The organism is Bacillus sp. TE8-1 (assembly GCF_008368855.1).
GTDB classification, from domain to species: Bacteria; Bacillota; Bacilli; order Bacillales; family Bacillaceae_G; genus Bacillus_A; species Bacillus_A cereus.
This window is the reverse complement of the sequence record NZ_QPET01000034.1, coordinates 19,222-33,195: the sequence shown is the minus strand read 5'-3', so window position 1 is coordinate 33,195 and position 13,974 is coordinate 19,222. Positions and strand designations below refer to the sequence as shown.

Sequence of the window (13,974 nt, the reverse complement as noted above, 5' to 3'; positions counted from 1 at the left end):
AAAGAAAGGAAGGATGTACAAATGAGTATAGTAAAAAACGGAACATTGCAAGTAATTGGAGCAAGCATCTATTATGAGGTGCGTGGCTCGGGTCCAATTCTTCTTTTGATTCATGGTGGGGGTGGTGATGCCGACAAGTTCCATAATATTGCCGACCATCTTGCTAAATGGTATACCGTTGTTACTTACGATCGTCGTGGTCATTCCCGTAGCAATCTCGTCAATAAAACTGAAGATTACCATGTGCAAACACATAGTGAAGACGCTCACCGGCTGCTAGCCAATTTGACCAATGAACCGGCTTATATATTCGGAAGTAGTTCTGGTGCTGTCATCGGACTTGATTTGTGTATACGCCATCCTGGGCAGGTACAGTTACTAATCCCACACGAACCGGTTTTATTACAACTTTTACCTGAAAATGAGTTGAAGCAGGCTATAAATTTCATGGAAGACCTTAAAGGGAATCATAAAAGTGAGGTCATGAAGTTATTGTCAAATATCGATGATAGCAATTCCGGACTATCGAAGGATATGCTAACAAAGCGACTACTCGGCAATTCGATTTATTTCACTGAGTATGAAATCCCGGGAATTCTCAGCTATACTTTAAACATCGATGCACTAAAGCACTCATTAAAACCTGCATCGATACAGGTACGTCCAGCCGGTGGAAGTATTTCACGAGAATTTTTTCCTTACCATTGCGCATTCAACTTGGCAGAACACCTCGGAACAGAATTCGCAGAGTTTCCAGGAAACCATGTGGGCTATAACACAGTGCATCATAAAGAGTTTGCTGAGAGGTTACACGACATTCTTGAGAATTAATCCGGAAACGTATCAATCGGTAGTGTATGAGCACACCAAAGAGTTATAAGACACTTCGTAATTTAGGGTTTTGTCTTTATGTCTAAATTATAATACGATGCATGTTGTTTAAGAAAAGGGCGCGTTTGTTGAAGAATAAAGATAGAAAATGACCAAACTTTTTATAGTATAGAAACTTAAATTTGTTAGATAAGAATTCATTTTGATCAATCTTTTTTCAAAATGAATTCTTCTTGTTTACCATAAATTACGAGTCTGTGAGGTATGTTTAATCAAAGTTTATTTCAAAGCAACATATGGAAGTAGAAATTGGGAGTCGTCTTATATTTGGAACATATGATTGCTTTGAGAATCAAATTGACTCTGAAGATGTTGCGTTTCAGGAATTTGATTGAAACCGAATTAATCCGACGACTGGACCTGTATATATCAGTGGTGCAGAACCTGGTGACATATTAGCTGTAACGATTGAAAAGATAAAAATTGCAGAGCAAGGTGTTTTAACTACAGGGGTGAACCTTGGCGTAATGGGTGAAGATCTACATGAAAATACAATAAAAATCGTCTTAATACATAATGAACATGTTTTGTTTTCAAACGAACTGCAAATTCTGATTAATCAAATAATTGGTGTAATTGGTACTGCACCGAAAGAAGAGAGCATTTCATGTGGCACACATCAGCTGCCAGTGATTTAAAAGTTTGCCAAGTTGTGGATCCGTTGAAAACGGCGCGTATGGAATTAGGGATGGATTATGTGGAGAAACTAGGATTTACTTTTAGTAAATTTCATATTAAATAGATAAGGGACGAAAAAGGATACTTTTGTATAAAAGCATCCTTTTTTTAATTTACGGATTTTGTGAAAAGAGGTAGTATTTATTTTATATAAGTATATTTGAGATTGTGGATTAAAAAGGAGTTCAATAATGGTCAAAATTATGATTGTAGAAGACGATATGAAAATTGCAGAACTATTATCAACATATGTTGCGAAATATGGTTATCAAGGAGTTATTGTATCGGACTTTCAAAATGTATTAGACATTTTTTTAGATGAACAACCAGAGTTAGTTTTATTAGATATTAATTTACCGAGTTTTGATGGTTACTTTTGGTGTCGTCAAATTCGTGGTGTTTCTACATGTCCGATACTATTCATTTCGGCTCGTGAAGGTACGATGGATCAAGTTATGGCGTTAGAAAACGGTGGCGATGATTTTATTCCGAAGCCGTTTCATTATGAAGTGGTAGTGGCGAAAATTCGTAGTAATTTAAGACGTGCATATGGAGATTATGCACCGAAACTAGAAGAGCGAATGATTGAGCAACAAGGCCTTTGTTTATATCCTGAAAGACTTGTATTGAAACTTAGAAACGAAGAGATTGATATAACGAGAAACGAAGCTATTTTATTAGAGACATTAATGAAAAATTATCCGCGTGTTGTGAGTAGGGAAGTGTTGTTAAATAAATTATGGGATAGCGAATCTTATGTTGATGATAATACATTAAGTGTAAATACAACACGTGTGCGTAAAAAGTTACAAACGTTACATATAGAAGGTGCGATTGAAACGATTCGTAGTGTTGGATATAGATTGCATATTACTTGGGATACTGGTATAGAAAAATGATAAGATTGTTTATACGTGATCATATACCACTTATTTGCTTTACTATAATTCAACTACTAGCTATATTTCTCGTATATTGGTTTGATGGGCATAATCATATTACAACGGCGTTATATGCAATGTTTCTAGGTGTTTTCTTTATGGGAAGTTATTTAGTGTTTCGTTATTTTACACATCGTTCTTTTTATGAGCGCTTAGCAAACCCGATGCAATCTTTGGATGAATCTGTTCAAAAATCTGATTTTGCAGCTGTATCGGCTGCTCTTCAAGAACTACTTGAGGTGCAATATCGACATTATCAAAATCAGCTGCAAATGCAAGAGAGAAAAAATAATGACCATTTAACCTTTATGAATCAGTGGATTCATCAAATGAAAACACCTTTATCTGTAATAGAATTAATTACACAGGATGAAGTAGATTCACGTTTTGAAAGTATAAATGAGGAAACTGATCGATTAAAAAAGGGATTAGAAATGGCTCTGTATGTCGCACGTTTAGAAGCATTTACACAAGATTTTTATGTAGAAAGAGTACAACTATATAAAATAGTGAATGATTCGGTACATGAGCATAAACGGTTCTTTATCCGGAATTTTGTATATCCAGAGCTTGAAATTGATAAGGACATTACAGTAGAAAGTGATGCGAAATGGTTACAATTTTTAATTGGACAAATACTATCGAATGCGATTAAATATTCATCTGGTAGTAGAGAGAAGATTAAAGTGAAAGCTTGTAAGGAAGGTAATAATGTTATACTTGAAATTGCTGATAATGGTGTAGGAATATCGAAGCAAGATTTACCAAGAGTGTTTAAACCTTTCTTTACAGGAGAAAATGGTAGAGATTTTAAAGAATCAACTGGAATGGGGCTATATCTCGTACATGAAATTACGAAGCAATTAGGACATAGTGTAGAAATCCATTCAGAAGTTGGTAAAGGTACCGTTGTACGTATTAAATTTTAAATGTGTAAAAATGACTCAGGCTAAAGAGCTTTTGAAATAAGTTTTTTAGCCTTACTTTATATGGATTAAATAAAATGATATAAAAGACTGGTATGATCCTAATAAAAGGTCGTGTAAGTATGTGTAATGACACAATAATAAATAAGGCTGTTAAATGAGAGGTTTTTAATAATTTATTAATATTTAAATAGTTTTTTGTAAGAAAAAAGCTCGCCCTTTGAAAGAGCTAGCTTCATGAATTTTAATTAAGTAAACAAACTTAATAATTTATATCCAATTAATCCTAAAATAGTGATAGGAACCATCATTAAGAAAGAAGAAATTCGATTAGCATTAGAGCGTTCTAATACAAGAATCAAGATAATCCCGACTATGACTTCGGTATATCCAACAGGTAACATGTGACTATAGTCTTCAAAATTTAAAAGAATGTGAAGTCCATCCGTTACAAAAACGCCACTAATAAGCGCGCTTCCGAATTTATGAAGTGGATCCGTAGTATCTTTCCATAGAAAACCTGCAACTCCAAAGATAGTTCCTCCTATACATGCACATACAATCCATACGGATATAAAATAAATAGAGTGAGCTACATTTTTAATAACTATTGCATAACCATAGTAGCCTAATACCATACCGAGTAGTGCAAGGATACCAGAAAGTATAGCTGTACGCTTAGAATAACTAAAGCTAGCCACAAAAAAGGATGGAACTAACCAAACGCTTCCTAGATTAGCTAATGAATTCCAATGTCCAGGAAGTATACCTTGCCCCAATTTAGTTAGTATACCAACAATTATCCCTACTATAATCGGGACGAGAAAAATCCTTAAAAACATATTTAACTTTGTGATTTTTAATGTCCTGTCCATAAATTCAATCCTTACATTAATATTTTCTGTAAAGATATAATAGCTTATTACAAGGGAATAATCAATAAAAATTTATCGAAAAACAATAAGTGATTATTGGATAATGAATAACATTTTGTTTTTATACAAAATTTATCCCGCTTTAATGGGCAGTAAGACCCCCACCTCAAAATTCAGCGAAAGCAAAGAAATTAGGTGGGGGTCGGGCTGCCCATTAAAGTCCGATTGGTTCAACTAATAATCAGTGGGGATGAAGAAAACCCCCACTGATTAAAGTTTCACTTTATATAATAGAGAGTGCTTAGAAGTTTACTACTGGGGAAATCTAAAGGACGTATTACAATCAATGTAACTTGTGCTTATTCAACATGAAGTTAAGGAATGATAAATAAACCTAAAAGAAAGCAATCTTTTTAACAGCACATATAATTGCATTTACTCATACAGTACTAGTATGGTACAATATGGTTATTAACGACGGAAAGGAATGATGGGTGGACGATGATTAACTAATCTTATTTTTAAATGTTGAAATTCAATAAATTTCAATTTCTAAAAAATAGGATTAGTCTGCCCAATTTCCATACAACGGTATTGCTATTTATATTGCGCAATAGCTTATTTGGGTATAAATAATGTAATGACTAATCCTGCCAAATTTATTTGGGAGGATTTTTTATTCTCCCTTAATGAAAGGGATCGGTATTTATGAAAGAACTATTAAAATTAAATGATGTTTATGTTGAAATAAAAGAAAATATGTTGTTAGAGAAAATGAATGTGACAGTAAAACAAGGGGATGTTATCGGATTAATCGGTAAAAATGGTGCTGGTAAATCAACGTTACTTCAATTAATAAATGGGAAGATTGAACCTTCAAAAGGTACTGTTGAATGGATGCAAATGAATATGACAACAGCATATGTTGAGCAAGAAATAGAATCTTTTATTAGTAATGATGTAATTGCAAAAGAAGCAGAACTTCTTGCAAAATGGGGCGTGCCAACGAACGATTTTCATACTTTAAGTGGTGGTGAAAAGCTGAAAATTCGATTAGCAAAAGGATTTGCTGAAAATCCTAATGTCTTAATATTAGACGAACCGACAAATCATTTAGATGAGATCAGTACGGGATTTCTCATTAAACAAATAAAAAACATGAAAGGTACAGTTATCGTTGTATCGCATGATCGATATTTTTTAGATGTTGTCGCAACAAAAATATGGTCAATTGAGGACAAAAAATTAATTGAGCATAGTGGTAATTATACGAGCTACATGAAAGCACGTGAGCAAAAAAGAAAGTCGCAGCAGCGTGAATATGAAAAGCAGCAAAAAAAGATAGAACAAGTAGAAACACATATAAAAGAATTGAGTTCATGGTCACAAAAGGCACACGCGCAGTCTACAAAACAAGAAGGTGTGAAAGAATTCTATCGTGTAAAAGCGAAGCGAATGGATGCACAAGTGAAGTCAAAACGAAAACGACTTGAAAAAGAGCTGGAGAAAGCGAAAGTAGAACGTGTGAAAGAAGAGTATTCAGTTGAGTTTTCTATTCAAGCGAACAAAAAAGTAGGAAAACGTTTTTTAGAAGTGAAGCAATTAAAAAAAGACTTTCATGGGAAAGTATTATTTGAAAACGTTAATTTTACAATTCAGCACGGTGAGAAAGTCGCGATTGTTGGACCAAACGGTAGTGGGAAAACAACATTACTGAAGATGATTATGGGAACGGAAAATGCTGAAGGAGAAATATGGATTTCACCATCTGCGAACATCGGCTATTTAACACAAGAAGTTTTTGATTTACCGCTTGATAAAACACCAGAAAATTTATTTTTTAAAGAGACGTTTGAAGAAAGAGGAAAAGTCCAAAATTTAATGAAACATTTAGGGTTCCAAGCTTCTCAATGGAAAGAGCCGATTGAGCATATGAGTATGGGAGAAAGAGTAAAATGTAAGCTAATGGCTTATATTTTAGATGAAAAAGATGTACTCATTTTAGACGAACCGACGAATCACTTGGATCTACCTTCACGTGAACAACTTGAAAATACATTAGCTGAGTATAACGGAACATTAGTAATTGTATCTCACGATCGATATTTTCTGGAGAAAACAACTAACATAAAACTCGTGTTTTCAAACAATACGATACAAAAGCAGCTAGAAGAACCTACGAAAACAAGAGATGATATTGAAGAGCTACGTTTAACGTTAGAAACAGAGAGACAAGAAGTATTAGGGAAATTAAGCTTTTTAACTTCTAACGACAAAGAATATAAAGCACTGGATGAACGGTTTATGGAACTTACGAAGCAGATTAAGGAGCTTTAATGTAAGTAAGGGGGATTAACATGGATGAAGAGAGATTCACTAAGTTATTTAAAATAGATTGTGGAGATATATACCTACAAGAGTTCACGGTCAAAGATGCAGAGAGTATTTATAACATATCCAATCAACCAGAAATAGAAAAGTTTTTACCAGACTGGAAATCAACAAAAGAACAAAGGGTTAATTGGGTTGTAAATTATGAAATACCAGAAAATAGAGCGTTTCTTCATGCAGTGAGAACTACGACTAACATAGATGATCACATATTAAAACTAGGAATATTTAAGAAAACCACAAATGAATTTATTGGATGGTGCTGTACGGGTATTAAAGATGAACTTCCTTTACCAAATAGAGAAATTATGTATGCAGTTTCAAGTGAATATCATAATAATGGTTATGCAACGAAAGCAACTAAAGGAATGATTAACTATTTGTTTGGAAAAACGAATGTAGATCACCTTAACGCAATTGCTTTAATTAACAATGTAGCATCAAATAAAGTTATTGAAAAATGTGGGTTTATTTATAAGAGCCAACAGAGGATAGAAAATCAAATATATAATCATTATATATTGAGAAGATCTGAGTGGATAAAAATATAACGTTGGGTAGTAAAAGACCGATAAAGCAATCGGTCTTTTCTCATTTATATAATAAAGGTTTCATATACTTTGTATTTCCTGCTACTATACAATTATTATAAGATAGTTATGCGTTAATTTCAGTTTGAAAATAGTTTTATTATCAGTTTTTTTAGAAATCTTACAAGCGTGTAAGATAAATGAAAGACGAATCAATATGAGCTGTAAGACAATTCATTTACACTCTGTTATGAGACGTGCAAATGAAGGGAGAATATACATGGAAATTTTACATGCAAAAAGTATTAGTAAAGTATATAAAGGGAAAGTACCTTATAAAGCATTAGTTGATATTGATTTATCAATTCAAGAAGGTGAATTTGTAGGGATTATGGGGCCATCTGGTAGTGGAAAAACAACGTTATTAAATATGGTATCTACTATTGATTCTCCATCATCGGGAGAAATTTTAATAAATGGCACAAATCCTTTCCAATTATCATCAGAAGATTTAGCGTTATTCCGCAGAAACCAATTAGGATTTGTTTTCCAATCATTTAATCTTCTTAGCACACTTACTGTAAAAGAAAACATCGTATTGCCGATGACTTTAGATGGTGTTTCCGTGCAAGAAATGAACAAGCGATTGGAAGAGATTGCAGAGAAGTTAAATATTACAGATATCTTGAATAAAAGAACATTTGAAATATCAGGGGGACAAGCTCAAAGAACAGCAATTGCTCGTGCGATCGTTCATAAGCCGCAATTATTACTTGCAGATGAACCAACAGGGAACTTGGACTCTAAATCTTCAAATGATGTAATGGAGATGCTGGATACTCTAAATAAAGAAGAAAAAGCAACGATGATGTTAGTTACACATGATCCGTATGCAGCGAGCTTTTGCAGCCGAGTAATTTTTATTAAAGATGGTCAACTATATAACGAAATTTATTGTGGTGAAAGTAGGCAAACTTTTTATCAAAAGATTATGGATGTCCTTTCTTTGTTAGGAGGGAAAAGGCATGACTTTTCGTCAGTTCGCATTTAATAATATTTTTCGCAATAAGCGTACATATGCTGCCCATTTTTTAAGTAGTGCATTTTCTATTATGATTTTCTTTACGTATGCTCTTTTATTATTTCATCCTGATTTACAAGGTGAATTGAAATCGACAAGTGCAACAATAAGTGCATTTGGTACATTGGGATTTTCAGTTTCGCAAGGATTGATTTTTGTATTTTCATTTTTCTTCATTTTATATTCAGTTAGTTCGTTTTTAAAAACCCGTAAGAAAGAATTTGGCGTTTTAATGATGCAAGGTATGTCAATGAGACAACTTAAGAAATTATTATTAATTGAAAATATGTTGATTGGACTTGGTTCAATTTGTATAGGGATTTTCATTGGACTCATATTTTCTAAACTAGTCTTATTGATAAGTGCAAGTGTATTAATGATTAATAATGGTTTACCTTTTTATATACCAGTGCGGGCTGTATTATTAACAATTATCACATTTCTTTTCTTGTTTTTAATTGTTTCATTATTTACATTTAAAATGATAAAAGTAACGGAACTTGTGGAACTTATTCGAGCAGAGGAAAAGCCAAAACCTGAACCGAAATCTTCAGTTTTATTATCGCTACTTTCTTTAATTAGTATAGGATATGGATATTTTTCAGTATTTCGCTTCATACCAAGTACCAATTTTATTACGCTTGGAATAGGTGTGCTCCTAGTAATTATAGGAACGTACTTTTTATATACACAGTGTAGCGTTTATATATTGCACCTTGCTAAAAGGAGAGAATCTTTCTTTTTAAAGAGAACAAATATATTAACATTTTCTGAATTAATTTACCGTATGAAAGATAATGCAACGATGTTTTTTATAGTATCTATTATTTCAGCAGTTGCTATTACAGCAATTGGAACGACAGCTGCTCTTGGAAATAAAGATTTAGTAAGAATGACGAATCCGTATACGTTACTATACATGGCTCCTGAAAACAACAAAATAGCGGATAAACATCTCTCTATTATAAAAAAACATCTGGCTGATGCTAATATTCCATATCGAATGGCTTCATCTTCATATATATATACGGAAAGCAATGTATATGTAATGAAATTAAGTGAGTATAACGAACTTGCGAGAGCACTTGGATATCAACAAGAAATGATTGAAAAAGAAGATGAAATGTTATTAATTCCTGGAATGGTATCACAAAAACAAGAATTTAAAAATGGTGATTATAAGAAGAATATTGAAGTCATTCAAGGCGATTGGACAAAGACATTTCATGTGAAAAAAACTGTCGATAATTTAGTTTTGCCACATGATACGAAAGGGATATATATTGCTATTCAAGATCATGTATATGATGGAATTCCACTTAATAGTGGTCCAGATAATGAAGATATTATTCAATATCGTACTTACGGATTTGTTGTAGATGATTGGATAAAAACGAAAGAGGTTTCAAACCAATTAAATAATATATTTGATCAAGAACCTAGAGATATACATTTTGAATTTAGAGCACTAACAATAGAGTTGTTAAGTGCAAAACAAACGAATGGGTTATTACTTATGGCTAGTGTTTTAGTCGGAATCGTTTTCTTCACATTTGCTGCTAGTTTTATTTATTTCCGATTATATACTGATTTGAATCGTGATCAACAGCAGTATAAAATGATTTCGAAAATGGGGTTAAGTAAACGGGAGCTAAAGAAAGTTGTAACGAGACAGTTATTATTAATGTTTTTCTTACCAATTGTCGTTGCAGTAATACATACTGTAGTCGCTTATATGGCATTACAACAATTAGTCGATTTTTCTATTCTAAATAGCTCTATTGTCATTTTAATTTCATTTATATGTATACAAGTTTTATATTTCTTTATAACTCGTTGGCGTTATTTACAAAAGCTTCATAAGACAATGGAACAATAGAGAAAATCAGCAAGTAAGATTGCAGAAAAGCATGTAAAAAAACAATTTGAAGTTATGGAAGGAACTGTGATGAAAAAACAATTATCTATTTTCATATTAAGTATATTATTGTTATTAAGTGTAAGTGCATGCTCTAAAAACGAAAACAGATTTCCAGCTAACGGTGTATTAATCATTGGAGATGAGAATCATACTGGAGCAATTATGAATCGTTATAAGGAAAACACGAAAGAACAGGAAGCTTTTGCAGTGAAAACAGGTAGATTTGACCAAAAAAGGGTTCTGATAATAAATGAATCTACTGCACAAGCGATGATGAATGCAAAGCTTTTTCGTAAACGTGATCAGGCATCCCTTTCTAAAACGTTAGATACGTTGCCGAATTTTCCAAAAGAAAGTTCCCTATTATTTATAAATGAAGAAGAAAAGAATATAAAAAGTATTGAAATAGAAGGAAACAAGATACCTGTTACATATGGTAGTGATGTTTGGCTTGGCAATAAACGTGACTATGGAGTACTATGGTATATTGTTGTGGCGAAAAATAGTGTGTATAAAGAAATAAAAGCAAATGAAACGAATATGCAACTTCTACACTTGAAAAAGTCATTAGGTGATGAAAACCCTAAAATATCGACAGATAATACGTTGATTAATGAAAAAGTAAAAGTAAGAAAGTTAATTGAAGGTTATAGAGATGAGGTATCAATTCAGTTTGTAACGATTGGAGAAAAATCTTAAAAAAGAGCTCGAGGTTGATGGATACTTTATCAACCTCGAGCTCTTTTTAATACCGTTTAAATAACTTACATTACTTCATTTAATCGAGTCTCACTCGTTTCTTCAATCGCATTTGAATTTTGAACTGAATTATTTTGGGCTTCTTTTTCTTTACGAGCCTTTTGTAGCATTTCAAGGATGATCCATAAGGGAACACCTTTATCCTTTAACATCTTCCATAAATCTAATTCATTAAATTTATGCTCAGGCTGTTTCATTTCTTTTTCAGATAAACGAATATCAAACTTGATAGGATCATTTATTTTCTTACTTTCAAGTTTAGTAGAAGAGATAGTATTATGCTCAAGATTAGATGGAGTTATTTTAGTAGGTTGAGACAATGTATGAATATTTGATCCGATTTGCATGATTTTTCCTCCTTTTCAAGCAATGAGATTAGTTTTCTTATGGTTTTTAAATCTTTTTAACATGAGGAAACTATATCTAATTATAAATCTAAATAAATAGATTTACAAGTTGTATTGTAAAAAGTAAATATTTACTTGAATTAATATTTATCAACATTTGTATATGTTTTCTATATATACAACGTATATAAAATACTTTACATTATGTTTAAGTTGTTAAATTATTCTGTTATTTTTTGAAAAGAAAAATGTAAACGTTTTATTAGGGGGAGAAAGTATGGGGAAGTTATTTTTAAAAATATGTTTTTTTGCATTAGTGACCGTATGTTCATTCGCAGCGAAAATATCATACGCTGAAGAGAGGCAACAAAATAATTATCCTATCATATTGGTGAATGGATTTGCTGGATGGGGTAGAGAAGAAATGCTTGGCGTAAAATATTGGGGTGGTGTTCATGATATACAGGAAGATTTGAAACGAAATGGTTATACGGTACATACCGCAGCTGTTGGACCTGTTTCTAGTAACTGGGATCGTGCATGTGAATTGTATGCACAAATTAGCGGTGGGACAGTAGACTATGGTGCAGTCCATGCTGAGAAACATGGACATAATCGTTTTGGCAGAACTTATAGTGGTTTTGCGCCGAATTGGAGTGAAACAAATAAAGTTCATTTAGTTGGACATAGCATGGGTGGACAAACGATTAGAACATTAGTACAGCTATTAAAAGAAGGTAGTTTTGAAGAAAAGAATTATGTGAAAAATCACCCAGACACCAAAATATCACCACTATTTGAAGGCGGAAAATCATACGTTCATAGTGTTACAACATTAGCAACCCCTCACAACGGTACAACACTTGCGGATGGTAGTCTTCTACTGCCGTTCGTTAAAGATTTACTCATTACAGCTGCAAGCTTTGGAGGAAACAATAATTTATCATTATATGATTTTAAATTGGATCAATGGGGTATAAAGAAGAATGCTGGAGAGTCCTTTTTCCAATATAGTAATCGTATTCTAAATAGTTCACTTTGGAAAAATACAAAAGATATAAGTCAATGGGACTTAAGTACAGATGGTGCAAAGGAGTTAAATAATTGGGTAAAGACGCAACCAGATGTGTATTATTTATCCTATAGTGGACATGCATCACAAGCAGCACCTATAACAGGTTTACATTTGCCTCATATAACGATGAATAAAGTGTTGATGGGGAATGCATTTTTCTTAGGTTCTTATGCGAGATATGAAGAAAACCGTCCACTAGTTGATACTTCTTGGTGGCAAAATGATGGTGTAGTAAATACAAATTCTATGATTGCACCATCTTCTAATGTTACTGTAAATAATAATGAGTCATTACAGATTGGAAAATGGAATCATATCGAAACGAAAGCGAATTGGGACCATCTCGACATGGTAGGGTTAAGTGTTTCAGACTCGTTAGGTTTTTCTAGCATTCAAGAGTTTTATAGAACAATTGCTGAAAAGCTATCACGTTTACCGAAATAGGTAATAATAAAGCGCTCTCGATGGAATTCGAGAGCGCTTTATATTATATTGAAAGAGGGATTTGGTAGAAAAATATGGGGGGATATTATGAAAATTCAAGTTGTATTATCAGGATACGGAACAGTAGGTAGAGAGTTTATAAAATTATTACATGAAAAATATTCATATATATATGAAACATATGGGATTCAATTAGTTGTAAGCGGCGTATTAGGGAGAAATATCGCAATACATAATGAAGACGGCTTATCACTTCATCATTTATTGATGTATGGTGGCGGTACCGCTGCAATTGAAAAATATTTAGAGTATCATCCGAAGGAACGTGCAACAACTAGCATAAGTGGTACTGTATTGGTAGAATCAACAGTTACAAATCTTAAAGATGGAAATCCAGGGAAACAATATATGAAACAAGCGATTGAAAAACAGATGGATATAGTAGCAATTTCTAAAGGTGCGCTCGTTACAAATTGGAGAGAAATAAATGAAGCAGCAAAAGGCGCAAATATACGAATTCGATATAGCGGTGCAACAGCCGCTGCACTACCGACACTAGATATCGGACAATTTAGTTTAGCTGGTTGCAGTATTGAAAAAATAGAAGGAATATTAAATGGAACAACTAATTATATTCTTACGAAAATGTATGAGGAAGATATGACATTTGAAGAAGCACTGAAAGAAGCACAAAATAAAGGAATTGCTGAGACAAACCCTATATTAGATATAAGTGGTTCAGATAGTGCGTGTAAATTGTTACTTTTGACAAACAGCTTAATGGAAACAGAGAAAACACTTACTGATATACATATAAAAGGAATCGAGCACGTTACAAAACAGCAATTTAGAAATGCTAAGGAACAACATAAAATTATTAAATTAATAGCATCAGCATATAAGGATGAGGGTGGCAATGTCAATTTAAATGTTGAACCGTGCGAAATAGAAAAAGATCATCCGTTAGCAAAAGTAAATGGGACCGAAAAAGGAATTACGTTCTTTACAGATACGATGGGACAAGTTACTACAATTGGTGGGGCTTCTAATCCACGAGGCGCTGCAGCTGCAGCTTTAAAAGATGTAATTAACTTATATCGAAAAGATTTGTAAGA

12 protein-coding genes and 1 pseudogene are annotated in these 13,974 nt (G+C 32.9%); 11 read left to right on the top strand and 2 right to left on the bottom strand.

Annotated elements, in window-relative coordinates; all coding sequences use genetic code 11:
* Positions 1-21: 21 nt before the first annotated feature.
* The 4 genes and pseudogenes from DN404_RS26970 (at position 22) to DN404_RS26955 (ending at position 3,439) form a co-directional block, all read left to right on the top strand.
* Entirely contained in the window at positions 22-831 is an 810-nt protein-coding gene (locus DN404_RS26970) for an alpha/beta fold hydrolase (RefSeq protein WP_000029415.1), read from the top strand.
* Positions 832-1,127: 296 nt separating this feature from the next.
* A pseudogene (locus DN404_RS26965) lies at positions 1,128-1,633 on the top strand (acetamidase/formamidase family protein).
* A gap of 127 nt (positions 1,634-1,760) precedes the next feature.
* Positions 1,761-2,468 carry a response regulator transcription factor gene (locus tag DN404_RS26960; protein WP_149215683.1) on the top strand — a complete coding sequence of 236 codons (708 nt, stop codon included), beginning with the start codon at positions 1,761-1,763 and terminating at the stop codon, positions 2,466-2,468.
* Positions 2,465-3,439, top strand: coding sequence for a sensor histidine kinase (locus tag DN404_RS26955; RefSeq protein WP_149215682.1), 975 nt, complete (start codon positions 2,465-2,467; stop codon positions 3,437-3,439). The genes DN404_RS26960 and DN404_RS26955 overlap by 4 nt, the downstream gene beginning before the upstream one ends.
* Before the next feature lie 245 nt (positions 3,440-3,684).
* On the opposite strand, the gene DN404_RS26950 is transcribed toward DN404_RS26955, so the two are convergent.
* Positions 3,685-4,311 carry a DUF6518 family protein gene (locus DN404_RS26950; protein ID WP_000376271.1) on the bottom strand — a complete coding sequence of 209 codons (627 nt, stop codon included), beginning with the start codon at positions 4,309-4,311 and terminating at the stop codon, positions 3,685-3,687.
* A gap of 708 nt (positions 4,312-5,019) precedes the next feature.
* On the opposite strand from DN404_RS26950, the gene abc-f reads away from it, so the two are divergent.
* The 5 genes from abc-f (at position 5,020) to DN404_RS26925 (ending at position 10,933) form a co-directional block, all read left to right on the top strand.
* Complete coding sequence (abc-f, locus tag DN404_RS26945) at positions 5,020-6,648, top strand: ribosomal protection-like ABC-F family protein (protein WP_098272527.1); 1,629 nt, start codon at positions 5,020-5,022, stop codon at positions 6,646-6,648.
* Positions 6,649-6,668: 20 nt separating this feature from the next.
* The gene (locus DN404_RS26940) at positions 6,669-7,253 is read left to right on the top strand and encodes a GNAT family N-acetyltransferase (RefSeq protein WP_076876388.1); all 585 of its coding nucleotides are present in this window, start codon (positions 6,669-6,671) and stop codon (positions 7,251-7,253) included.
* Positions 7,254-7,512: 259 nt separating this feature from the next.
* Complete coding sequence (locus DN404_RS26935) at positions 7,513-8,283, top strand: ABC transporter ATP-binding protein (protein ID WP_149215681.1); 771 nt, start codon at positions 7,513-7,515, stop codon at positions 8,281-8,283.
* The gene (locus tag DN404_RS26930) at positions 8,258-10,192 is read left to right on the top strand and encodes an ABC transporter permease (RefSeq protein ID WP_113304071.1); all 1,935 of its coding nucleotides are present in this window, start codon (positions 8,258-8,260) and stop codon (positions 10,190-10,192) included. The genes DN404_RS26935 and DN404_RS26930 overlap by 26 nt, the downstream gene beginning before the upstream one ends.
* A gap of 69 nt (positions 10,193-10,261) precedes the next feature.
* Positions 10,262-10,933 carry a lipoprotein BA_5634 family protein gene (locus DN404_RS26925; RefSeq protein WP_149215680.1) on the top strand — a complete coding sequence of 224 codons (672 nt, stop codon included), beginning with the start codon at positions 10,262-10,264 and terminating at the stop codon, positions 10,931-10,933.
* A 65-nt stretch (positions 10,934-10,998) separates the two neighbouring features.
* On the opposite strand, the gene DN404_RS26920 is transcribed toward DN404_RS26925, so the two are convergent.
* The gene (locus DN404_RS26920; protein ID WP_017673477.1) at positions 10,999-11,340 is read right to left on the bottom strand and encodes a DUF3914 domain-containing protein; all 342 of its coding nucleotides are present in this window, start codon (positions 11,338-11,340) and stop codon (positions 10,999-11,001) included.
* Positions 11,341-11,617: 277 nt separating this feature from the next.
* Here DN404_RS26920 and DN404_RS26915 point away from each other — a divergent pair, with 277 nt between their 5' ends.
* Both DN404_RS26915 and DN404_RS26910 read left to right on the top strand, forming a co-directional pair.
* The gene (locus DN404_RS26915; RefSeq protein WP_000517071.1) at positions 11,618-12,859 is read left to right on the top strand and encodes an esterase/lipase family protein; all 1,242 of its coding nucleotides are present in this window, start codon (positions 11,618-11,620) and stop codon (positions 12,857-12,859) included.
* An 87-nt stretch (positions 12,860-12,946) separates the two neighbouring features.
* Positions 12,947-13,972 carry a homoserine dehydrogenase gene (locus DN404_RS26910; protein ID WP_113304070.1) on the top strand — a complete coding sequence of 342 codons (1,026 nt, stop codon included), beginning with the start codon at positions 12,947-12,949 and terminating at the stop codon, positions 13,970-13,972.
* Positions 13,973-13,974: the final 2 nt, after the last annotated feature.

Bases quoted from the DNA above. Each gene is read 5' to 3' on its own strand.
- DN404_RS26910 (WP_113304070.1), top strand. From the start codon at position 12,947: ATGAAAATTCAAGTTGTATTATCAGGATACGGAACAGTAGGTAGAGAG.
- DN404_RS26940 (WP_076876388.1), top strand. From the start codon at position 6,669: ATGGATGAAGAGAGATTCACTAAGTTATTTAAAATAGATTGTGGAGAT.
- DN404_RS26960 (WP_149215683.1), top strand. From the start codon at position 1,761: ATGGTCAAAATTATGATTGTAGAAGACGATATGAAAATTGCAGAACTA.
- DN404_RS26915 (WP_000517071.1), top strand. From the start codon at position 11,618: ATGGGGAAGTTATTTTTAAAAATATGTTTTTTTGCATTAGTGACCGTA.
- DN404_RS26925 (WP_149215680.1), top strand. From the start codon at position 10,262: ATGAAAAAACAATTATCTATTTTCATATTAAGTATATTATTGTTATTA.
- DN404_RS26930 (WP_113304071.1), top strand. From the start codon at position 8,258: ATGACTTTTCGTCAGTTCGCATTTAATAATATTTTTCGCAATAAGCGT.
- DN404_RS26955 (WP_149215682.1), top strand. From the start codon at position 2,465: ATGATAAGATTGTTTATACGTGATCATATACCACTTATTTGCTTTACT.
- DN404_RS26920 (WP_017673477.1), bottom strand. From the start codon at position 11,340: ATGCAAATCGGATCAAATATTCATACATTGTCTCAACCTACTAAAATA.
- DN404_RS26950 (WP_000376271.1), bottom strand. From the start codon at position 4,311: ATGGACAGGACATTAAAAATCACAAAGTTAAATATGTTTTTAAGGATT.
- abc-f (WP_098272527.1), top strand. From the start codon at position 5,020: ATGAAAGAACTATTAAAATTAAATGATGTTTATGTTGAAATAAAAGAA.
- DN404_RS26935 (WP_149215681.1), top strand. From the start codon at position 7,513: ATGGAAATTTTACATGCAAAAAGTATTAGTAAAGTATATAAAGGGAAA.
- DN404_RS26970 (WP_000029415.1), top strand. From the start codon at position 22: ATGAGTATAGTAAAAAACGGAACATTGCAAGTAATTGGAGCAAGCATC.